The organism is Pseudomonas sp. L7 (genome assembly GCF_046605565.1).
Classification (GTDB): Bacteria; Pseudomonadota; Gammaproteobacteria; order Pseudomonadales; family Pseudomonadaceae; genus Aquipseudomonas; species Aquipseudomonas wayambapalatensis.
In genome coordinates this window covers 2,730,564-2,752,659 of the sequence record NZ_CP176784.1, presented here as the reverse complement: position 1 = coordinate 2,752,659, position 22,096 = coordinate 2,730,564, and the positions used below count along the sequence as shown (strand labels likewise).

Genomic DNA, 22,096 nt, shown 5'->3' with positions numbered 1-22,096 from the left:
AAAGGGTATGCGAATGAGCGAACCAACCCTTCGAGACGGCTCTGCAATGAGGGCGGGAAAGTTCTTGAATGCGCTCAGGACGCCATCAGCGCATGGGGGCGTTCACAGTCATGGTTGCGCGAGGGTGCTATTGATGCCATCCAGGCATGCGAGCAAGGCTAGCCCGGTTTGCGCAACATTGTCGGCCAGCCCCTGCGCAGCCTGTTCCTCCAGCTCTACGCAATGTTCCAGCAGCGCCTGATGATTAAGTAGATAGGCAGTACCCTTGAGCTTGTGGGCGATGCGCCGCGTGGCTGGCAAGTCTTGCGCTGCCAGTGCCTGGCGCAACGCATCGGCCTCATGCTGGTTACTCAAGGTGACCTGTTCGGCCAACCGGGCGCGGATGTCGCTCTTCCACGAGGGGCGCTCGCTCGCCTGTGATTGACTATCACCAAACATGGGAATCAACTGGTTGAGCGCAGCCAGGTTGGTGGGTTTGGCCAGTACCCGGTCCATGCCGGCATCGCCACAGGCCCGCTGCACAGCCGGTTGTGCATCCGCGGTGAGCCCTATGATGCGGCAGGGCTTCAGCCCCCGACCTTGCTCCAGCCGACGAATCGCGCGGGTCAATTCGATACCGTCCATTTCCGGCATGTTGCAGTCGGTGATGACGATGTCGATATCCTGTTCGCTCCACACTGCCAGCCCTTCGAGGCCGTTACTCGCGGTGAGCGGGCGATGGCCCAGGTAGCTGATCTGCTGAACCAGCAGGTACTGGCTAGGCAGGTGATCCTCGACAATCAGTACGGTGAACAGCTCATCTGCCTGGCGAACGGAAATCTCGCTCGTACCCGGCAACGTCGCGGTATCGACGATCACCCGGTCGAGCTCGAGGGAAAACCGCATCGTGGTACCTTTGCCCATTTCGCTTCGCGCTTGCAGCTTGCCCTGCATGAGCTCGCACAGTGAATGGCTGATCGCCAAGCCCAGGCCAGCACCGGAGTTGGCATCACCGATCACACCCTCTACCAGGTAGAACGGCTTGAACACCAAGTCCAGCTGCGCGGCAGGAATACCCACTCCGCTGTCGGTAACACTGACCTCGAAGCGCAATTTGAAATGATCGACGGCTTGTACCGAACAGGTAAGTTCGACACTGCCGCGATCGGTAAACTTGATGGCATTGCTTAACAGGTTGGACACGATCTGCTTGATCTTCAGCGCATCGCCCCATACCTGCTGCGCCGCTAACGGATCGATGTGCATGCAAAGGCGCAGATGCTTCTGCCGAGCGAGCCCGGAAAATACATTGCCCACTGACTCCAGCAATGTCTTCATGCACATGGGCTCGGGGGTTAAAACCAGCTTGCCCGACTCGATGCGCGAGATGTCGAGAATGTCGCCGATCAACGCCAGCAGGCCGGTTGCCGATTCGTAGGCAATGTGTAGCGATTGATCGTTGAGTTCGGCATCGCCCTTGCGGGTCAGCACCAGTTCCAGCATGCCGAGGATGGCGTTGAGCGGCGTACGGATCTCGTGGCTCATGGTCGCCAGGAACACCGTCTTTGCGCGGCTGGCGCGGTCTGCAGACTCCTTGGCGTCCTGCAACTCATCCAGCAAGCGCTGGCGCTGCTGCAGGTCCAGGCGTTTGCGACGAATACGCCGGCGTTGCGCGAATATCAGCGCGCCCGCGATAATCAGCATCAACCCCAGCGCCTCGAAGGAGTGCCGGATATATGAGGCGATACCTTCCCAGTACCTGTCGTCGGTTGCCGAGTTGGCTCGCCAACGACCAATGATCTGCAGATTCTCGCGTGGTGAAATGCCCAGCATCGCTTTGTCGAGGATTGATATGAACACCGCCTGATCCTGCGGTGCTGCGAATACGATGCGTACGCCGGGTCCGGCGAAGACGCCACCGATCTTCAAGCTGTTTTCGTATTTGTAGGACAGGTAGTACCGCGCCACATTGGCGGGCGCCAACACCATGTCGGCATCGCCTTCGCGGACCAGTTTGAAGGCTTCGCCCATGGTCTCGGTCTGTTTGAACACCAGGTTCGGATACTGGTTTCCGAGCATTCTTCGGTCGATGTAACCGTCTGCAACCGCCACCACTGCATGGGTGTTTTGATCGGATGCATCGCGGGTTTCATCCTGACGCTGGACGAACAGGTAGGGCGCAGACGTCAGTGGCCGGGTATGCAGGTAGGGGAGGGAGGATGGCGGTGTCTCGGGAAGAATGCTCAGGGTCATCCGCCCTTGGCTGAGTAATTCATTGGCCTCGCGGATGGAGCTGACACGTTGGATCTCGAAGTGGATCCCGGCCTTGCGCCGAATGATGTCGAGCACATCGGACGCTACGCCATTGAAACGGCCACGGCTGTTGAAGAAAGCGTAGGGCGCCAGGTCTTCACTGACTGCCAGTTTTACCGTGGAAGCTCGCTCCAGCCAGGCACGCTCGGCGCTGGTGAGGCGATTACGGAAATCGGTGGGGTTGCAGTCTTCGATGTCACCCCAGAAGTGCTGGGCATTGATGATCTGGCAGCGGGTCAAGCCGCCCAGCGCACGATCCAGTATCCCCTTCAATACATCATCGCCCGGTCGGATGCCGAAACCTACTTCGATATCGGGCAGCGTTGCGCTCTGGTTGATCACCAACTGGCTGCTGAACAGTTGGCTGGACAGGTAATGCGTGGCGAGGGTGTCGCCGAGAAACACATCGTTTTCCCCGGTCATGACGGATGCCATTGCCTGGAACTCGGAGGCGTAGTGCTGGAAACGGCCGGTACCTCCGGTACTTTTGAATAGCGCAAGAACCATGGGGTTGGAGAATGCAATGCGTGTCTTCCCATCACGGCTGCTGTATTCACGCAAGTCACCCGCTTCGGAAAACAGCGCCAGTTCAGTCAGTATGTAAGGGGCACTGAGGTTGAACTGCTGACTTTTGGCCATCAGGCGACTAACGTTGTTGACCATATCGATGCGCCCGTCGCGCAACGCGTCATACATAGCGTCCCGGGTGGCAAAGGTGCGCAGCCGAATGGTAACGCCCAATCGCCGCTGCAGGGTCGCGAGATAGTCGGCCATCAGCCCTTCGAACTGGTGATTTTCTGTAAAGATGCGATACGGCGGCAGCGGTTCTTCGGTAACCCCCACGACCAGTACCCGCTTCTGTGCAAGCCACCGTCGCTCAGGTGCGGATAGCTGCACCTTCAGTTCATTGAGCGATTGACGGCCAACGGGCTGCAGGTCCTGAGCCTGCGCCAGGTTGCCAGAAGCATGGACCAAGAGCAGTACCAGCAGAACAGAGTCTAGACGGCGCAGATGTCGTTTCACAGAAAGGTAGTCAGATAATGGCGTGTTGGCGGGCGATTTCGGCCAGCTCAACCACGGAAGCCACGCCGAGCTTGCTTTGAATACTGACCTTGTGGCCACTGACCGTTTTGTTGCTCACGCTAAGACGGACTGCGATCTCGCCATTGGACATTCCCTCAGCCAGCATCCTGAGCACCTGCATCTCTCTGTCAGTGAGATCGTCGAGGGTTGTCGCGGGAGTGCTGCCAAGCAATGGCATGGCGGCTTTGGGGAAAAATATGTAGCCGTCGGCGATTGTTTCCACCGCTTGAACCAGCTTGCCAGTCGCCTCGTTCTTGCTCACAAAGCCACTTGCTCCTGCATGCAGGCAGCGGGCAGCGTAGCTTTCTTTGGCCTGGGAAGTGTACACAAGTACCCGGACATCGAGCTTTTCTCTCCTGATGCGTTTGAGCACGCTCAGGCCATCGATTTTCTCCAACCCAATATCCAATATGACAATGTCGGGTTTGAGCGACTCAATCATTCGCAAAGCGTCGACACCGTCGGCGGTCTCGCCCACTGCCTCGAAGCCACTGGGCTTGAGCGCGTGGCGGATGGCTTGGCAAATCAATGGGTGATCATCGACGATCAGGACTTTTTTACTCATATCATCACCGGGTTATGCGCGTTGACGGTCCGATTACAGCAGTGCGCTGCTTCGACATAATCTTATCTCACGATGCCCCCGACTCATGACTCATTTATCGCGGCAACGGATTTTCGAGAATTTTTCTCGCGCCAGACAAGACGTTTCTTGTGCCTGGCACAGATGCCTGCGTGCGAGGCGTAGTCACTATTTGCCGATGTGCGTCTGTAGAGCTCTCGTGTCGCCAGAACATGCATGACCTTCTACCCCGTTAATTTGGGCGGTGGCTGATCTTTATCTTCGGCGGTGCTATGAAGCGTTGGGGCTTCGGCATCCTTGAGCAGATCAACTGTAGCCAAGGCCGAGAAGCGCTCCTTCAGAAACTGCTCGACCATACTGATCTGCGGGACGCGGGCGAGGTAGGCGCTTTCTACAGTGCCACACGACTGCTCTATCTGCACCATCGAGTCTGCAACGCCGTAAATCATGGCATGGCGTACACCCGGCAATAAGTTACCGAAACCGCACGTGGGAATGTCGGACTGCTGAAAATCCATCTCGCTCATGATCAGTAAGTCAAAATGCATTTTATCGTTACCTGCCACCGAATAAAGCTCGTCAAACGAGCCCACCGGCAACACCTGAAACTGCCCAAGTCCGTTAAGCAGGCGTTCCAACAACAAACGATGGATATGATAAGGATTGAACACGATGATCCGCGCAACGGGCATGCCATTCTCCGAATGAAATAAATAGGGTGGACAGGTGCTGACGGGGTCAAGCAGTCGGTAGTCTGGAATTCACGAATTCGTCGAGGCCTGGAGGAAGTCATTCAGATCACTGAGAAGCGCCTCGACGGACTGATACAGTTCATCGACGACTTTCGCAAACGCTGTATTGTCAGGTCCTGAACAAGCAACTTGCAATTGATCACAGGCGGTGATCACGCGCTTGGCCATTATGATTCGTGCTACACCCTTCACGCGATGGGCCAAGTCATATAAGCCGATATGGTCGTCCAAGGCGAACAACCTGAGAATATGTCGTAAGTCTTCCTCGCTCTCGCTGATGATGTCATGCAGTAACTTATTCATGAGACCGGCATCGTGACTGGCGAGTTGCGTCAGGTTGGTAATGTCAAAGCTTGTCTGATCTTGCGGAAAATCGTGCTCTGAGTCGCGTGCATCGAACGGCGTTGCCAGGTGTTGTAGGCGTTTTGCCAAGTCATCCAGGCTGACTGGTTTGAACAGACAGTCATCCATTCCTGCTGCCTTGCACATCTCCACTTCGCGCGCCTGCGCATTTGCGGTAAACCCTAGGATCAGGCAAGGGGGGCTGTTTGATGCTTTCTCCACGTGACGGATTTTTTTGGCCAGGTCGTAGCCGTTCAGGATGGGCATATTGCAGTCTGTGAACACGACGTCGTAACCGCCCGTGCTCCAGGCACGAAAACCACTGACACCATCAACTTCATCGGCTACCTGATGGCCTAGGTAGATGAGTTGTTGGGTGAGCAACAAGCGATTGGCCGGATGATCATCCACGACAAGGATCTTCAGTTCGCGACTCATAGGCATCTCTAGGATGCTGATCGCATTACGTACTTCGGAAGGTGCAGCTTCCACATTCAGCGTAAGTTCAACCTCCGTACCTTGTCCAAAAACACTTCGAAGATTCAAGCTGCCCCCCATCATCGAACACAGTGCCTTGCTGATATTCAACCCCAATCCTGAGCCCGCTGAAAGTGACGCGCTATCAGCACCGACCTGGCTAAAAGGTGTAAACAGCTTTGGTATATCTTCGGCCGCGATACCTACGCCGGTATCACGAACATAGACGCTCAATGACAATTGACTGGTGCTCCACCGATGCGCATTGGCCTCGACGGTGACACCGCCCTGTGCAGTGAACTTGATCGCATTGCTCAACAAATTGGAAAGGATCTGTTTGAATCGCAAGGGATCTATAAACACCTCGCATTCGGCCAACGTATCAACCTTGACCTCCACACTGAGACCTTTCTGCCGAGCGAGGCCGTCAAAAACGCGCGTGGTCGAAATGATCAGATCCTTCAGCACCACGCGCTCAGGTGCGAGCGTCAGATGGCCCGACTCGACGCGTATGATGTCCAATGTATTCCCGATGATACCTACCAGGCTCTTCGAGGAATCGTAGGCGACCTCGATCGCCAGTCGATCAAGCACTCCTTGCCGGGCTTTGATCATGGCAAGTTCCAACATGCCGACGACCGCATTCATCGGTGTCCTGATCTCATGGCTCACAGTCGCCACAAATTTCGTTTTAGCTTGGCTGGCACTATCGGCCTCGTGCTTGGCTTCGATGAGTTTCAAAAGTAACGCTTCACGCTCTGTGACATCGATCCATCCACCAATAACCCCCTTGATCACGCCATCATCATCCTGGTAGGGGACAATCCAATGGAACGCGGTAATCGAGCGCCCCCCCGGGAGGTACATTTTCATGTCCTCCGAATAGTGTTCGCCTTCCGCCATCACATGCAGGTATCGATTCTGAAAGGCGCTGGCGTACTCCGGCGGTATGAACGAATAGTCGGTCAGGAGCGTACCCGTGACATCGCTCGATGATTGCCCTGTTTCAGCCAGGTAACGTTGATTACAGGTAAGCAGACGTGCAGATCGATCCCTGACATAGATAGAGTGCGGGAGACTATTGATCAGCGTCTCCATGAACTTCATTTGAGACCGCAGCGCTTTTTCAGCGATGGCGCGCTGGTTGATCAGTCGCCGAAGGTACAGGATCCAGGCAATGGCGACCGCGAGAAGAAGAACAGCCGACACTATCCAGCGGACGTAGATACTGCGCGCAGCGACCAGCTCGGTTCTATCGATAGCCACATCACCGCCCCATCGACTGGTCAATGCCCTCAGTCGTTCCGGAGTAAGTGATGCAATCGCAGCATCAAGAATGGAATAGAGAACCTTGCTTTCAGGGCGTGTCCCCAGCGCGAAGTGAGAATATTTGCCATCCACAACATTGACGATGCGAAAATCGTTCCTCTGCTCTTTGGCAAGCGCATACTTGGCCGTTGCAAAATTTCCGATACTGGCATCCACCTGCTGTGTTCTGAGTAACTGAAGAGAGGTATAGATATCGTCGGAGGCTACCGGTATGACGTCCGGGTATTTTTTTCTCAGATAATCCAGGAATTCAAGATTATTAGTGTTAAAAGCAACGCGACGCCCAGCCAGATCAGAAATCTGGGTGATCGATGTATCCGATGCTCGTGAAATCAGAACTCTCGGGGTTGAAAGAAACGCGCGGGTGTACAGGATTCCAATATCGGATCGAATACCGGATAAATTGAGTACGATATCGACCTCGCCCTTGGCGAGCTTAGTTCTGACCTCTTTTCCCGATGCGCACTCTACGATGGTAAAATGTAACCCGGTGACCTCGCTTATGTATTCGAACACATCGGCAGCGATACCTCGATAGGCATAGTTTCGATCGTGAAAGGAGATGGGCGGGTAGTCGGTGAGTAGACCAATTTTCACGGGGGAACTTTCAGTAATCCAGCGCCGCTGTGCGGGAGTCAAATTCAGCTCAGAGGGCGGGGAATAGGTGATCGAAGCACCGGTCCAGCGCTGTATGATGCCTGCTTGTTTCTCTTGGTTGACAGCCGATAACACCAGGTTAACAGCGCGCTGCAGATGTGGATCGGTTCGACGAAACCTGAAGTGTGTTGTGCTCGAGACGCCTTCGATCGGGCTCAAATACAGACCAGAAAAAAAATTGGTGTTGATCACGTGCGCGGCATCCAGTGCGCTACCTACAAAGCCATCCACCAACTCGAATTTGACAGCCGCAATCGCTTCCAGTGGGCTGGGATAACTTATAATTTTCGCGTTGGGGTATGCCTTTTGCTGGGCGGCCTGCATAGTCGATGACGCGACGGAAGACAAATGAAGCGTCCGTTGTGAAGCGCTGAGGGGCGGGATGGTTTTCTGTCGTGTCACGATCACATTGGGATCCACCCAGTAAGAAGACGATTCAATAAAGGACGCTGTAGGCTCTCGTTGCCGTCCCGCAGGCCCCAACATGTCGACTTCACCGTTAAGTAGGGCCCTCTGAGCCGCCGCTTCATCAACATATCGTTGCACGCGAACTTCCACACCTAGTGCGTCGGCGATCAGCTCAAGATAATCGGCCGTGATACCACCGTACTCACCCTTTAATGTTCTTATCTCTAGAGGCGGAGCTCCCGCCAGGGAGGTACCAAACCGGATGGTTTTATTTTTCTGTAACCACGCCTTGTTGACAACGGTGTCCAAGTGTCTAAGGGGTACCATGTGCGATTGACCATTCAGCGGTAACGACTCGACGGCGTCGTTTGCGGCAAATGAATGCCATGCCAAGTTCCACAGCGCCAAGACGCACAGTAGGCCGGTTCGATACTTCATTTAAATTAAGTTATTTCGTTTGGCGAAATCAGCAAGGTAAACGACTGACCGTACTTCGAGCTTTTCGGCAAGTCGAGTTTTATAGGTGCTGACCGTCTTGTTGCTCAACAGCATGGCGTCACCGATTTCCTTATTGCTGAAGCCACGCGCAAGCTGCTGTAAAATAGCGAGCTCCCGGTTTGAAAGATTCTCGATCATCAACCGTTCGGATTTCTCGGTGTCCGTCCGACACACAGAACTTGTCGGCAGCTCGGGGAAGAACGGATAGCCACTCATGATGGCCCTGACCGCTCTACGCAGTTCCGCAAAATCGCCAGTTTTACACACATAACCGGCGGCGCCGGCCTGCATGCACCGACGAGCAAAAAAGCTTGGCTCCTGCGACGTGAAGATCAATACCTTGGTGGTCAGTCCATAGGTGCCTATACGCGTCAGGACCTCCAAGCCATCTAACATTGGCATTGCGATGTCCAGCACCAATAGCTGAGGGGCATGCTCGCGCACCATCTGCACCGCCTCAGCCCCATCCCCGGTTTCAGCGACTATATCGAATTTCTCTTCCTGCAAGAGCATACGTACGCCCACACGAATAACAGGGTGATCGTCCACAATCATCGCTTTCACATCTATTCCTCTGCACTGCCAAGCCACCAAGCCACGGAGAGCGTCAGGCTCTCGCCACGAGCACGGCAAGCATAGGTCAGATCTGATCTACATAAATGTAGGAAATTTCTTACGGTATGCCGGTTCATTCTCGTGCTGCGCGGTCAAGCTCGTTCGCAGGGTGTGCCTACGCTCCAGCAGGCTTATCTGCAGCGCGAGCGGCATGAAACGGAAGAAGCCGACTCGTTTTTCATCTCGCGCCGCTTGGGAAATTTCCTACAGATGCACCAGCCTTTCCTGCTTACAGTGCCGCCAGAACGATTTGAGCGCCCCTCTCACTCCTCTCCTATAGGGATTTGAAATACCGTGGAACGTCAATTCCCAACATTCGGCAGAAGCGATCTGGGAGTCAGGGCTGCATCAGACTCTACGGAGTTGGAGCTACCTCTCGTCGCTGATATCAAGCGAGGCTTGGAGTCGCAGGAATTTAAGGCATTCATACAGCCCAAGATCCATCTGCTTGATCGTCAGGTCGTGGGCGGTGAGCTGCTGGCCCGCTGGAACCATCCTGTCAGGGGTGTTCTTGCAGCCGGGGAATTCATCCCCGTGATGGTGCGGCATGGGCTGGTCGATTCTCTGTTCTGGACGTTGTTCGAGCAGGGGCTGTCACTCCAGAAGCGGTTGGAGCACACAGAGGCTTTGGTGCCCCTTTCCTTCAATTTACATCCGGTGCAACTGGCAAATAACGACTTGGTAGGGAGGTTGATTGCAGAAATAGAAAGGTGTCGTGTCGTTCATAACAGCATCGTGTTTGAAATCTTGGAGTCTGCGACGCTCCCCAGCAGTTCCGCTGCCTACGAAAATGCACGGTATTTGAGGCGCGCAGGATGTGGATTGTCATTGGACGATTTTGGCTCAGGGTACTCAACGCTGGAAAGGCTGATCGTATTGCCGTTTACCGAGGTGAAACTCGATCGGGCATTTATCCAAAGGATTCAGGACGACTTTCAGGCTGAGGCGATTATTTCCTGTGTACTTGCACTTACGGAAAAGCTGGGTATGTCAATGGTCGTCGAGGGCGTCGAAACAGCTGCACAATGCCAGCATTTGATGCAGATCGGAGTGCATTATGCACAAGGGTACTTCTTTGCCCGCCCAATGCCTTCTGAGATGTTCGTTGAGTACTGCGGTAAGTTCGGTAGAGCCGTCCCTAATGTAGGGTCTCGCGTATTCTGAATTAGGGGAGCAGACAGGCTTCTGGGGCGCCCCGTTAGTCAATGTGAAACGTCGGGATCATCGTGCCGCGAAAATGACTCATTGAAACTTTTAAATAACATTGGAAAACTTATGAAATTTTACCTCAAAACACTCGTGGCCGTATCCGCCGCTATTGTATGTGCCCAGTCCGTAGCAGCCACCAATGTGTCAGGTGGTGTAATCTCTTTTAGCGGTATGATCACCGACACAACCTGCACGATCAATGGTGGCAAGAGCGCCGACTTTACTGTCGCACTTGCGCCGATCACAGTCGCAGACGCGGGGACGACTGTGGGTCCGATCGCGAAGAACAAAAAGTCGTTCTCTATGACGTTCTCAGGGTGTAATGCGGCCAGCAGTAGTGCAACGACCCCCGCGGCGCCGACTACGCCGCTGATCATGTATTTTTCGTCAGCGGACAATATCTCAACCGATGGTAAGTACCTGGTGAATACCTCGGTAAATGAAAGCGACGCGGCGGTAGCGAAAAACGTTGGTTTCTCCCTGAGTTTGCCCGGAGCGCAGACGCCGCTGCAATTGAACACGCCGTTCAACACCGGGATTACTGGCGCAAAGAAGTCTCCCGAATCAGACACCTTGGTGTTCGACGCTTACTACTACAAAACAAATACTGCAGCGGCGAGGGTAGGGGTCGTAAGCTCCAGCTTGATTTACACCATCTCGTATCTCTGATACGCCCTTCGAAGATCCAGGCCGCGACCGCAGGCCTGGTTTGAGGCACATAATGTTTAAGTTGCTCATAGGCGTGTGTTTAGTCCTGGGCTCGGCCTATGCCCAGGCAAACATAATCTTGAATGGTACGCGAATTATTTACCACGAACGCAAGGGTTTCGTATCCGTACAGTTGACCAGCACAGGGCCAGACGCCTCCTTGGTTCAGGCCTGGATTGACGACGGAGATGTCAACTCTACGCCTGAAACAGCGCACGTGCCTTTTCTATTATCCCCGCCGATCGTCAAAGTGCTTGGTCATGGCGGGCAACAACTCAGGATTGAAAAAACGGACGCAGCGTTGCCCAGCGATCGCGAAAGTATTTTCTATCTGAATGTGTTGGAGATACCTGCACTTCCGGATCACCTGAAGGAGCAAAATACATTGCAACTTGCGCTGAGAACGCGTGTCAAGCTCTTCTATCGTCCGGATGCCTTGAAATCCAGCCCTGACTTCAGCACTAAAAATATCAGGGCAGTGGCGCACGGTACGGGTGTGTCTATTTTCAATGACAGCGCTTATCACCTGACAATTGTACGTATTGCGGTCAAAGACTCGAGTGTCGAACTTGCGGGCGCAAGTATGATTGCACCTCATGCTTCGCTGGATATACCGGGTGAGCATAAACCTGTGCCGGGCGCTCAATATGTATTGACTTATGTTGACGACCTGGGTGCGTACCGAGATGAAGTGGTCACGTTGCGGTAACTTGATGGCCCACACAAAAAAAACAAAGGCCGCTGTTTTTTTCAGTGTGTTGCTGGGTTCTTCAATCATGATGCATGAGGTGCGCGCGGAGTTTTTCGACACCTCGCTTCTGGCGGGCAGGTCGAAAGAATCAGATCTTTCTCGATTCTTGAACGATGTGGAATTGCCTGCTGGCCAGCATACATTGGATGTTTATGTAAATGAACTATGGAAGGGGCGCTTCAAGGTCCTGCTGGGCACTGCCCGTGAGGATGTGAAAATCACCTCTACGGCAATCTCGGATTTGGGATTGGATACGTCTCTGGCATCACCCGTCGTTGGCGTTAGTGATTGGATTCCGATCAACCAAATTTCAGAGGGTGCAACCTTTGTATTGGATGTCAGTGCACAAAGTCTGCGCGTGAGTGTCCCTCAAGCCTATATGCGACGTGCTGATGAAAGCTACATTGACCCGAAATTCTGGGACCCAGGTCTGCCAGCATTGCTGGTCAGCTACAATGCGGTCTATAACCGGTTGCAAACACAACGTACCAAGGCCGTGACCAACAATATCTATTCGGGCCTGAATGTTGGCGTGAATATCGGTGGTTGGCAGATTAGAGAATTTGGCTCGGTGCGTAAACGGTCCGCCGAGCAGGTGCAGTATCAGTCCAACCTTCGCTACGCGCAGAAAAATATTGCGCCGCTGAAGTCGGTGGTAAAAATTGGCGAATTTTATTCTGGCGGAGACTTATTTGACTCTGTCAAAACCAAAGGGGTCACCTTGTCTTCGGACATCAACATGCTCCCCCAGTCGATGCAGGCATTCTCTCCCGTTGCCCGAGGCACTGCCAGAACCAATGCACTGGTGATCGTGAAGCAGAACGGCAGCATTATCTATCAGGAAAACGTGCCGCCTGGTCCCTTCGTGATCGATGCCTTGCCACATACCGGTTCGGCGGGGGATCTGACCGCCATTGTTCAAGAGGCCACTGGAGAGATCACCTCATTCACAATACCCTTTTCGTCTGTGCCTAGCATGCTGAAAGCCGGTGTCAGTAAATACGCGTTGACGTTGGGCTCTGCGGTACAAGCCAATACGAACTATACGCCTGATTTTTTTCAGGCCACCTGGCAACGCGGTCTTGACAACCTCGCCACGGGCTATCTCGGCAGCACTGTCAGCAGCGAATATCAAGCCTACTTGGTCGGCGGCGCTTTTAATTTACCGGTGGGAGCACTCTCGCTGGATGTGACGCATGCGCGGACGAAGCTCAAACAGCAAGATTTCACCGGCCAGAGTATTCGAATCACCTACAGCAAACTGCTCGATGCCACGGATACCAATTTCACGCTGGGCGCTTTCCGTTACTCAAGCGCAGATTTCTATACGTTTGATGATGCGATTTATGCAACAGAAAACAATTTCAGCAAGGCTCGGAAAAAACACCAGGAACGCTTTGACATACATCAGAGCGAGGAAGCTGCTGTCATCGACATGAAGACCTGGGATTCGCTGACAGGCGCACGACCTCGTAATAACCTCAGCCTCAACGTCAGCCAACGGCTTCCCGGCGAATGGGGATCTGTATATTTTTCGGGAGTGCAACGGGACTACTGGGGCTCCGATAGAAAGAGCCGGGAGTATCAGTTTGGGTTTTCAAAATCATTCAGCCAAGTATCCGTCAACGTGTCTGTCAACAAGGTGCGTGATTCACATGGGCGTGACCAGACACGATCGTCTATTGGCTTTACCATTCCATTCGAAATGTTTTCCAATCGTGCCACGATCGCCAGCAATGTTTCATTTACCGACTCACGTTATTCACAAAGTAATACAAGCGTGAGCGGGAGTGCTTTGCAATCTCAACGACTGAGTTACAGCGTAGCTGCGAGCCATGACCCTGAGAACCGTGCGGTCAGTGTGGGTAGTTCCTACCGTGCCCAGAACGCCACGATCGGAGCGACACTCGGTGAAGCATCCGATTACCGTCAGTTTGGTCTGGACGCACGCGGTACCGTGGTCATGATTCCAGGAAAGATTCTGGCCTCCAATGAAATAGGCAACACGATGATTGTTGTCGAGGCGCCGAAGGCAAAGGGTTTGATTGTCAATGGTGATACCAGTGTCGTCACCGATGAAGATGGTTTCGCGCTTGTACCTTACGCAAGCCCGTACCGCTCAAATTCGATCGTGCTGTCCGAAGGCGAGAATACCTCGGGCGGGCGGGTCATCGGCAACGTTGCGCACAGCGTGCCCTTCGCTGACGCAGTGGCGAAGGTCACGTTCAAAACTGACGTGCGCCAGGCGCTTAACTTCCGTGCTGTACATGATAATGGCTCCCCATTGCCCTTCGGCGCCGAGGTGCTGGACCAGGCTGGGAACTCGATCGGTTATGTAGGTCAGGCCAGCACGGTATTTATAAACTATGAAGAACGCCCTTCGCGATTAACGGTGCGCATGCATGACAGTGCCTGCGCGATGAACCTGCCGGATGTACTCGCACCTCGCGCGTCCGTTTCGTGTCGATGAGTGGAGATGTGCTAATGTCTGCTTGGTCAAAAAATAAGTTGTGTTTTGCTATTTTGCTATTGAGCCTTATTTTCAACTGTGCCGCCAATGCAACGTGCTATGACGACATCACATCCCGAGGGCCCAATATTGTGCTGGACCTTTCGGAGCGCGTGAAAAAGAATATTTCTCCTACGTGGATGACGACGGTCTATACCAACTTTCCGAGTCGGTCGTTTAAATGTTCTGGGGGCGAAAATCTGAAGTACCAATCTGCTCTAAAAAAATCTGGCGGGGTATTGATCGGGTTTCAGAATGGCACCTATTGGATCCGGGTGGAAATCATCTCGATGCCAGAATCCATACCCATGAAATCGGGCTCACATCAAGGCGCCGAGGTGAACACACCCATTACAATGCGCTTTACCTTGGAAAATGGGCCTGGACCTGACGAGACAAAATTTCAAAGTAGCGTGGCGCTACTCAAAAATTTCGTAAATGTCGTCGACGACTCCGGCATGAGTTGGCTTGAATGGCTTGGTTCAATTTTCAGCTCGGCATACTATCTGGTGGCCGGGGCCCCCGATTGGAAAAGAAATATGTTCACTCAAAACTTGGAGTTGATCTACACGCCCACCTCTACTACTTGCAAACTGGACAACCCAGGGCTCACCGTCACTCTTCCAGATGTGAGCATTTCAAGTGTGACTGCTGTTCCGCGGGCTGGCTATACGCCATTCAACTTGAATTTTAGCTGCGCAAACCTTCATGGCAATGGGGTTGCGGACCGCGCTGTCGACATCTTCCTTTCCAGCAATGATCTGGGCACCCAAGACACTTATCTCATCGATCAACGGCCCGGTGCAGCGCAAGGCGTCGGAATCATGCTTGTTACTGCTGACGACCCCTCCACACCGGTGATATTCTCAAGGTCGTCAATTATACGTGGAAGGGGTACTTCGATACATAGCTTATCCCCCGGTAGCTATACGCCTGATCGCTTTACCGCCTCAATGGGGGCGTTCTACTTCCCTTTCGCACCGAACAAAGTGTCGATTGGTCCGCTCAAGGCATCCGCAATCGTCAATATTATTTATCCCTAGGCAAGCAGGCCTTGCCATGCTCTCAGAGCGTCCAACACTCTGGTAAGCGAGAGCAGCCGCGCACGTCTAAACAGGTCGGGGAGGATGGTCCTATCGGCTCGTTATTGAAGGGCGGTGGTCAACTCATATCGAACGCATTTTTTCAGCTTTCGCCTCAGCCAGTCCATCGCTGAGTTGATGAGGTCGGATCCAGTTGTAGTAACCCGTCAGGTACTGGCTAATCTGGTTGTCGAAGGCATTGAGACGCCGTGGCGTTTGTGCCTTTCGCAGATGGCACTCAGCATCGCACAGGGGCAGGTCGAACAATCGCTGACCGACCTGGCATCATTACCCGGTCAGTTATAATCGAGGACGTAATTCAGTACCGCATCGGCTCTGCCGGGTTTAATCTTGGCGCTGCCTTTACGCGTATATTTCGCCTGGAACTCGAACGTATAACGCTCGCCATCTTCTTCACTTTTTACCCATTGCATCGCTAACCCGGCCCATTTACTAAACGGAAGCTTTACGCCCGTGGGGGTCGTGAGGGCGACACCAATGCCCTCTGCTCCTCCGGGGGTCAAGTTGAGCATGCCGGAGCCTTCGTTGCTACCTTCAAAATATACTTTAACGGGTAAATTCGATCCCGGAAGAAGGCCCGTGCACAGTACGCTCAAGCCAACAGTGCGTGGTGTCTGTTCTTCGAGAAGTGCAATAGCTACTCTGCCAAGTGGGATGTCTTGACGTTTTTCACCCGTGCATCCTGAGAAATAGTTACTGGAGGTCAGCTCCACCTGCCCAATAATTTCTATTTCTGCGGCATCCCAGTCTTCAACCTGCGCGTGTACCTTGAAGTTTACGTTGAGATTGCCTTTCTCGATGCCACGGGCTGTACGTATGAGTTCTACATGCAGAGGCTCTGGTAGCCGCCCGATCATTCTTGGAGCATTCTGATAACTATTTTCAAAAGGTAGAGCTCTGTTCAATCGAAAATCTACAAGCCGAATTCCAACGCCGGATAAATTGGTTCGATAGACATCGTCGTATCCGTCCTCCAAAGGAGCATCCACTTTATAACTGTAGTGAATGGGGTTTATTTTTGTCGGACATTTGAAATCAATGAACCTGTTCACGGATGCCAAGGAGAATGCCTGATAATTCATGCGTTGGCCGATGGGGGCCAGATGCAGCGTTTTAGGCGTCATGGCTAAACTAAAGTACACCTTTTTTTGGTCTGTCGTTTGTGGCGACCACCAGCAACCGGCCGTGTTATCTGCGTTAGCGGTACCGCTGGCTACAATGGATAAAAGCGTCAAAATGATATGTGGCGCAAACTTCAACTGTTCACTCCTTGATCAGCCTGCAGACCGCAGGCCATGTTCATCTGGGGGGAGTCGATAAGACGCAAGCAGATACCGGCAGCCCACTTCACTTTCAGCCAGCCTTCTTTTTTGATGCCGAAGACCAGCACACGACACGAAATTCTAGGAATAAGGGTTGGAGACGGGAACAAGAAAAATCTTGAGTGATGAGGAGGAGGGTCTTGAATGCAATTGTGGTGTTTGCCTATTACCTTGATTCGGCTATCCGTAGAACCACCCCCTCATACGCAACCGTGGCCGCTGAGGTGGTCCTATAACACCTGAAGCCGACAAGGTCCGAGCGCGCTGCCGACAGCGCAAGGCGGATGGGGACCTGGCCCCACCCGATCAGAGCACTTTATCGAGCGTGATGGGAAACTCCCTCACACGCTTGCCCGTGGCATGGTAGATCGCGTTGGCCACCGCAGCGGCCACCCCGACAACGCCAATTTCGCCCACGCCCTTGGACCCGAGCTCATTGACAATCTCGTCGTGCTCTTCAACGAAGATCACATCGATATCCTCGATGTCTGCGTTCACCGGGATGTGGTATTCCGCCAGGTTGTGATTGACGATGCGGCCTAACCGATGGTCGGTCAGCGCTGCTTCATGCAGAGCCATGCCCACCCCCCACACCACGCCTCCGAGGATCTGACTGCGCGCGGTTTTCGGGTTGACCACACGCCCAGCCGCCACGGCGCTGACCACACGTACCACCTTGATTGTGCCAAGGTCCTCGTCGACGTGGACTTCCACGAATACTGCCGAATGGGTGGCGGTGGAGAACGGTTGGCGCCTGGCGCCGGGCTCTGCCTCGATCTGCACTTCAAACTCACCGTCGGGGGCGCTGGCGACGATGTCCGCCATGGCCATGCGATGGCTGTCCGCGTGCAGGTAGCCATCGGCGAAAACGAACTGCTCCCGGGGTGTGTTGGCCACTTGCGGGTGCATTTTGCGTGCATGCTCCAGCACCTTGGCACGCAGTACCTGACAGGCCTGGCGCACGGCCGAGCCCACTGACGACACCGTGAACGATCCGCCCTGAAGCGGTGCGGTGGGCAGTGAAGAGTCACCCAGCACGAAGGTGACGTCCTGCACCCTGGTGCCGGCAGCGTCGGCTGCGATCTGTGTCATGACGGTATAGGTGCCGGTCCCGATATCGGTGGTGGCACTGCTGACGGTGAGGTGGCCCTTGGCATCGATGCGCGCCTTGGCGCTGGCCTTCATCTGCATGGCTTCCCAGACGCCACCGGCCATGCCCCAGCCGATCAATTGGTTGCCATTGCGCATGCTGCGCGGTTGGGGGGGGCGCTCATGCCAGCCAAAACGCTCGGCACCTTGCTGGTAGCAGGCCAGCAATTCCTTGCTGGAGTAGGGCTTGCCCTCGTTGCCATTGTTAGCGGCGAAATTACGCCGGCGCAGCTCTACCGGGTCGATCTTCGCAGCACAAGCGAGCTCATCCATGGCGCATTCCAGCGCAATCATCCCGGACCCGGCCCCAGGTGCCCGCATGTCCAGCGGGGTGTACACATCGAGCGAGGCCAAGCGATAGCTGAGCGCGACGTTGTCGCATTGGTAGAGCATGCCGCTCCATTCCACCAGGTGCTCGGTGAAGTCCTCGAAGCGGGAGGTCTGGCCGAGCGCATCGTGAGCGATTGCCAGCAAGCGCCCGTTTGCGTCTGCCCCCAGGCGCAAGCGTTGCTCGGTGCGGGGCCGGTAGCCAAAGGTGAACATCTGCTGACGGGTCAGGGTCACGCGCACCGAGCGCTTCAGGTGCAACGCCGCCATCACTGCCACCGGCAACTGGTACTGCGGGCGCAAGCCCGAGCCAAAGGCTCCGCCGACGAACGCCGCGCGTACACGAATGTTTGCCTTGGGCAGGCCGAACACCTTGTGCAGGTAGTCCTGGCAGTTCTGCGTGCCTTGGGTCTTGTCGTGGATTTCCAGCGTGCCATCGGCCTTGTAGTGCACGGTCGACGCATGGGGCTCCATCGGGTTGTGGTGCTCGTTGGCCGTCAGGTAGGTCGCATCCACCTGCACCGGCGCACCGGCAAACTGCCCGGCGAAGTCGCCACGTGGCGCCGGTGTTTCGGCGGGTGCCGGATGCGACTGCTGGCATGCGCCCAGGTCTGTCTGGTGAGCCTCCTCGGCATACTCGATCTTGAGCAGCGAGCCGGCATATCGGGCCAGTTCGAGGGTTTGAGCGACCACCAGCGCTACCGGTTGCCCGCTATAGAGCACTCGATCATTGAATAGGGGCCGAAACGGCGAGCCCTCGGCAGAGTCGGCATCGCTATAGTCGTCGTCATAACTCGATATATGCGGACGATGGCCATGGTCGAGCACGGCGATTACCCCGGGTACGCGCAAAGCCTGTGTGCTGTCGATATCGACTACCCGACCGCGGGCGATGGTACTGGACACGACGCTGCCGTGTAGCAGGCCCGCTTCGGGATATTCGCCCGCATAGCGGGCCTGCCCGGTGACCTTCGCCACACCCTCCACCCGGTCCAGGGGCGTGCCGACTACTGGTGTGCTTTTGATCATGGTCGTGCTCCTCCGTCAGCGGCACCGCGCGCCGCGTCATCCAATGCGCGCACGATTGCTCGCTGAGCGAGCGTTACCTTGAAACCGTTGTGGCGCAGAGGTTGTGCACCTTGCAGCAACGTTTGCGCAGCGCGGGTAAAGAGTGCTTCAGAAGGCACCTGGCCGACCAACATGCGCTCGACAGCCAGGTCCCGCCAGGGCTTGTGGGCAACGCCGCCCAACGCCAGGCGCGCCTGGCGGATCACTTCGCCATCGAAGCTCAAGGCTGCAGCGACTGATACCAGCGCGAACGCGTAGGAGGCGCGGTCGCGTATTTTCAGGTAACGGTAATGGTGTTCGAACATTGGGGGCGGCAGCTCGATGCCTGTCACCAGTTCATCGAATGCCAGTTGATTGTCGCGCTCGGGGGTGTCCTGGGGCAGGCGATGGAAATCCGCGAAGGGTATCTGCCGCTCACCGGACGGCCCCTGTACGTGCACCACGGCTTCGAGCGCTGCCAATGCGACGCACATGTCCGAGGGATGGGTCGCGACACAGGCATCGCTGGCGCCGAGAATGGCATGGATGCGGTTCATGCCTGTGCGCGCAGGGCATCCGCTGCCCGGTTCGCGCTTGTTGCAGGCGGTGCCGGTGTCGTAGAAGTAGTAGCAGCGGGTACGTTGCAGCAAGTTGCCACCGGTACTGGCCATATTCCTCAACTGCGGCGATGCCCCAGCCAGGATCGCGTCGGACAGCAGCGGGTATTGCTGCTCGATCATCGGGTGCCAGGCCAGGTCGGCGTTGCTCACCCGTGCACCGATCAGCACGCCGCCGCCGGGCGTGGGGTGGATACCGTTCAGCCCGAGTCCGGAGATGTCGATCAAACGCTTGGGGCGAACCACGTTTTCCTTCATCAGGTCGACGAGGTTGGTACCACCAGCGATGAAGTGCGAGCAGGCGTCAGCCAGGTTTACGGCTTCGCTGACCGAGTTGGGCTTGTGGTAGCTGAAAGGTGTCATGGATTCTGCCCTCGTTGTGGCTCGATCCCATCCCTCATCAACGGCAGGGCTTCTTCCACCGCCGCGACGATGTTGCCGTAGGCGCCACAGCGGCAGAGATTGCCGCTCATCTGCTCACGAATGGCCTCGCGGGTGTCGGCACGTGCTTCGTAAACCAGCCCGACCGCAGAGCAGATCTGCCCCGGGGTGCAGTAACCGCACTGGAATGCATCGTGGGTGATGAAGGCGCGCTGCATGGGGTGCAAAACGTCGCCGCTGGCCAGCCCTTCGATGGTCACCAGGTCGGCCCCGTCGCACATGATGGCCAAGGTCAGGCAGGCATTGACGCGCTTGCCATCGCGCAGCACCGTGCAGGCGCCGCACTGGCCATGGTCGCAACCCTTCTTGGTACCGACCAGGTCCAACTGCTCACGAAGCAGGTCGAGCAAGGTGACCCAAGGATGCACCTGCAGTGTTCGGGGCTGACCATTGAGGGTCAGACAGATGGGGTGCGTTTCAGCCCCATTGGAAGAGATCGCGCTCATGGTGAGGTCCTCACGGTCAGGGTACGCGCATTGTGCTGCGTCTTTGTTGTGCGACCGGGGCGGCTGAATAAACGTTCAGTCGGCTCGCCGAAAGCTTGATATGAGGTGGCAGGGGCGGCACGTTGAAGGGCAGGGCGCATTGATCTGACCGAGCAGTCTCTGGCCCAAGCCATCAACCAGACTCTCCTGCGTCATGGCATCATTCTGGTTCCCTCATTCGCAGTGGGGCGCGCCCAACTGCTGATGTATTACCTCTACAAGCTCAAGCGTGACCGGCTGATCCCGGATATTCCGGAGCTCAAAGGCGGGCTACGGTCCGGATGAATACTTTCGAGGCTGAGCCATGAATATCTATGAGGCGATTCACGAGCGTCGCTCGACCCGTGCGTTCACCGCCGAGCCTGTCGAGCAGCATCTGATCGTCCGCCTGATCGAAGCCGCGGCACAGGCACCGAGCGCGATGAACCTGCAACCTTGGGTGTTCACCGTGGTACGCGACCAGGCACTTCTGGAGCAGGGGTATCGTCCGATGCGAAAGCGTACCTGGCAAAGCACTGTGGCGATCAGTTGCCTGAATCTTTGCAAGCGATGTTGAATGATGAGCGCTTTCAGATCTTCTACCACGCTCCTGCGCTCATCGTGATCGCTGCGAAGACGGCCAGTGACTGGGCCGTTGAAGAGTGCGCGCTGGCCGCGCAGAACCTGATGCTCGCGGCGCATGCCGAGGTCCTGGGCAGTTGCTGGATAGGGCTGGCGCAGCGTTATCTCGCCACGCCGGCTGGCAGGCAGGCTTTGCACTTGCCCGATGAATGCGCCCCTGTCGCGCCGGTGATTGTAGGTTATCCCTGCTCAGTGGCAGCTGATGTGCAGCGCAAGGCGCCGGAGATTCACTGGATCGGTTGACGCGCCGTGGACCTTGTATCTGCAGGCTCACCGCGCGAGCGAGGTCGCACCATGACCCTCCCTGAACGCTTTCCACTGGGGATTATTGAACCCGTCGCCAACCTTGTGCTTGGCTATGTGCGGCAAATTCCAGGGGGTGCGCAGGCGACAACCGCAGGAAGCATACGTCGCCTGCGCGATACGGTAGGCGATATCGACATACTCATCGAAGCCGAGGCCGGCGCGGATATCATCGCGCAGTTCTTGCGCTTCCCAGACATCGCAGAAGCACTGAGCAAGGGGCCCGTGCGCGCCAGTGTCCGCTTGAAATCCGGGCTGCAAGTGGACGTTAGGTTAGTGGTGCCGGCCGTGCATGGAGCTTTATCCACGTACTGCGCACCAGCATCCTGGTTGAATGGTTTTGTGGGGTGGCGGCAGTCGCAGCGGTCTCACTGCTGGGTACACTCCCACCCACCCCGCTCAACTGATGCAAGTGATCGCCAGAACGCTAGCGTTTTGGCGTAACAGGCCACTCACCAGGCAGAACGC

Annotated in this window: 16 protein-coding genes and 3 pseudogenes; 10 read left to right on the top strand and 9 right to left on the bottom strand. The window is 55.5% G+C overall.

Annotation, left to right across the window (positions count from 1 at the left end; translation table 11 throughout):
- Nucleotides 1–108: 108 nt before the first annotated feature.
- The 5 genes from ACK3BK_RS12375 to ACK3BK_RS12355 form a co-directional block, all read right to left on the bottom strand.
- Nucleotides 109–3,366, bottom strand: coding sequence for an ATP-binding protein (locus ACK3BK_RS12375; protein WP_411384406.1), 3,258 nt, complete (start codon nt 3,364–3,366; stop codon nt 109–111).
- Nucleotides 3,326–3,940, bottom strand: coding sequence for a response regulator (locus ACK3BK_RS12370; RefSeq protein ID WP_411384405.1), 615 nt, complete (start codon nt 3,938–3,940; stop codon nt 3,326–3,328). The genes ACK3BK_RS12375 and ACK3BK_RS12370 overlap by 41 nt, the downstream gene beginning before the upstream one ends.
- A gap of 242 nt (nt 3,941–4,182) precedes the next feature.
- Complete coding sequence (locus ACK3BK_RS12365; RefSeq protein WP_186664693.1) at nt 4,183–4,650, bottom strand: hypothetical protein; 468 nt, start codon at nt 4,648–4,650, stop codon at nt 4,183–4,185.
- Between the two features lie 69 nt (nt 4,651–4,719).
- Nucleotides 4,720–8,361, bottom strand: coding sequence for an ATP-binding protein (locus tag ACK3BK_RS12360; protein WP_411384404.1), 3,642 nt, complete (start codon nt 8,359–8,361; stop codon nt 4,720–4,722).
- Entirely contained in the window at nt 8,362–8,976 is a 615-nt protein-coding gene (locus tag ACK3BK_RS12355) for a response regulator transcription factor (protein WP_189657556.1), read from the bottom strand. It lies immediately after the preceding gene.
- A 354-nt stretch (nt 8,977–9,330) separates the two neighbouring features.
- Here ACK3BK_RS12355 and ACK3BK_RS12350 point away from each other — a divergent pair, with 354 nt between their 5' ends.
- The 5 genes from ACK3BK_RS12350 (at nt 9,331) to ACK3BK_RS12330 (ending at nt 15,256) form a co-directional block, all read left to right on the top strand.
- The gene (locus ACK3BK_RS12350) at nt 9,331–10,200 is read left to right on the top strand and encodes an EAL domain-containing protein (protein WP_186719356.1); all 870 of its coding nucleotides are present in this window, start codon (nt 9,331–9,333) and stop codon (nt 10,198–10,200) included.
- Between the two features lie 111 nt (nt 10,201–10,311).
- On the top strand, nt 10,312–10,914 hold the full coding sequence (locus ACK3BK_RS12345) for a fimbrial protein (protein WP_186719355.1): 603 nt from the start codon (nt 10,312–10,314) through the stop codon (nt 10,912–10,914).
- A 52-nt stretch (nt 10,915–10,966) separates the two neighbouring features.
- Complete coding sequence (locus ACK3BK_RS12340) at nt 10,967–11,662, top strand: molecular chaperone (protein WP_186664700.1); 696 nt, start codon at nt 10,967–10,969, stop codon at nt 11,660–11,662.
- Nucleotides 11,663–11,666: 4 nt separating this feature from the next.
- Nucleotides 11,667–14,174, top strand: coding sequence for a fimbria/pilus outer membrane usher protein (locus ACK3BK_RS12335; protein WP_411384403.1), 2,508 nt, complete (start codon nt 11,667–11,669; stop codon nt 14,172–14,174).
- A 14-nt stretch (nt 14,175–14,188) separates the two neighbouring features.
- Nucleotides 14,189–15,256: a fimbrial protein gene (locus ACK3BK_RS12330; protein WP_186719351.1), complete on the top strand. Its 1,068-nt coding sequence runs from the start codon at nt 14,189–14,191 to the stop codon at nt 15,254–15,256.
- A gap of 335 nt (nt 15,257–15,591) precedes the next feature.
- Here ACK3BK_RS12330 and ACK3BK_RS12325 read toward each other — a convergent pair whose 3' ends face one another.
- The 4 genes from ACK3BK_RS12325 to ACK3BK_RS12310 form a co-directional block, all read right to left on the bottom strand.
- Nucleotides 15,592–16,575 carry a fimbrial protein gene (locus ACK3BK_RS12325; protein WP_186719349.1) on the bottom strand — a complete coding sequence of 328 codons (984 nt, stop codon included), beginning with the start codon at nt 16,573–16,575 and terminating at the stop codon, nt 15,592–15,594.
- 369 nt (nt 16,576–16,944) lie between these two features.
- Nucleotides 16,945–19,143 carry a xanthine dehydrogenase family protein molybdopterin-binding subunit gene (locus ACK3BK_RS12320; RefSeq protein WP_186719348.1) on the bottom strand — a complete coding sequence of 733 codons (2,199 nt, stop codon included), beginning with the start codon at nt 19,141–19,143 and terminating at the stop codon, nt 16,945–16,947.
- A complete protein-coding gene (locus ACK3BK_RS12315; protein WP_186719347.1) occupies nt 19,140–20,141 on the bottom strand; it encodes an FAD binding domain-containing protein in 1,002 nt (333 codons plus the stop codon). Before ACK3BK_RS12315 ends, ACK3BK_RS12320 begins: the two co-directional genes overlap by 4 nt.
- Complete coding sequence (locus ACK3BK_RS12310) at nt 20,138–20,665, bottom strand: (2Fe-2S)-binding protein (RefSeq protein ID WP_186719346.1); 528 nt, start codon at nt 20,663–20,665, stop codon at nt 20,138–20,140. Before ACK3BK_RS12310 ends, ACK3BK_RS12315 begins: the two co-directional genes overlap by 4 nt.
- A 147-nt stretch (nt 20,666–20,812) precedes the next feature.
- On the opposite strand from ACK3BK_RS12310, the pseudogene ACK3BK_RS12305 reads away from it, so the two are divergent.
- The 5 genes and pseudogenes from ACK3BK_RS12305 to ACK3BK_RS12285 all read left to right on the top strand — a co-directional run.
- Nucleotides 20,813–20,959: pseudogene (locus ACK3BK_RS12305) on the top strand (MBL fold metallo-hydrolase); the annotation flags it as partial.
- 49 nt (nt 20,960–21,008) lie between these two features.
- Nucleotides 21,009–21,260 (top strand): nitroreductase family protein, encoded by a 252-nt coding sequence (locus ACK3BK_RS12300; RefSeq protein WP_346655455.1) that lies wholly within the window; start codon nt 21,009–21,011, stop codon nt 21,258–21,260.
- Nucleotides 21,233–21,568 (top strand): nitroreductase family protein, encoded by a 336-nt coding sequence (locus ACK3BK_RS12295; protein WP_346655454.1) that lies wholly within the window; start codon nt 21,233–21,235, stop codon nt 21,566–21,568. The genes ACK3BK_RS12300 and ACK3BK_RS12295 overlap by 28 nt, the downstream gene beginning before the upstream one ends.
- Nucleotides 21,569–21,619: 51 nt before the next feature.
- A pseudogene (locus tag ACK3BK_RS12290) lies at nt 21,620–21,730 on the top strand (hypothetical protein); the annotation flags it as partial.
- Between the two features lie 206 nt (nt 21,731–21,936).
- A pseudogene (locus tag ACK3BK_RS12285) lies at nt 21,937–22,035 on the top strand (copper resistance protein CopD); the annotation flags it as partial.
- Between the last annotated feature and the right edge of the window lie 61 nt (nt 22,036–22,096).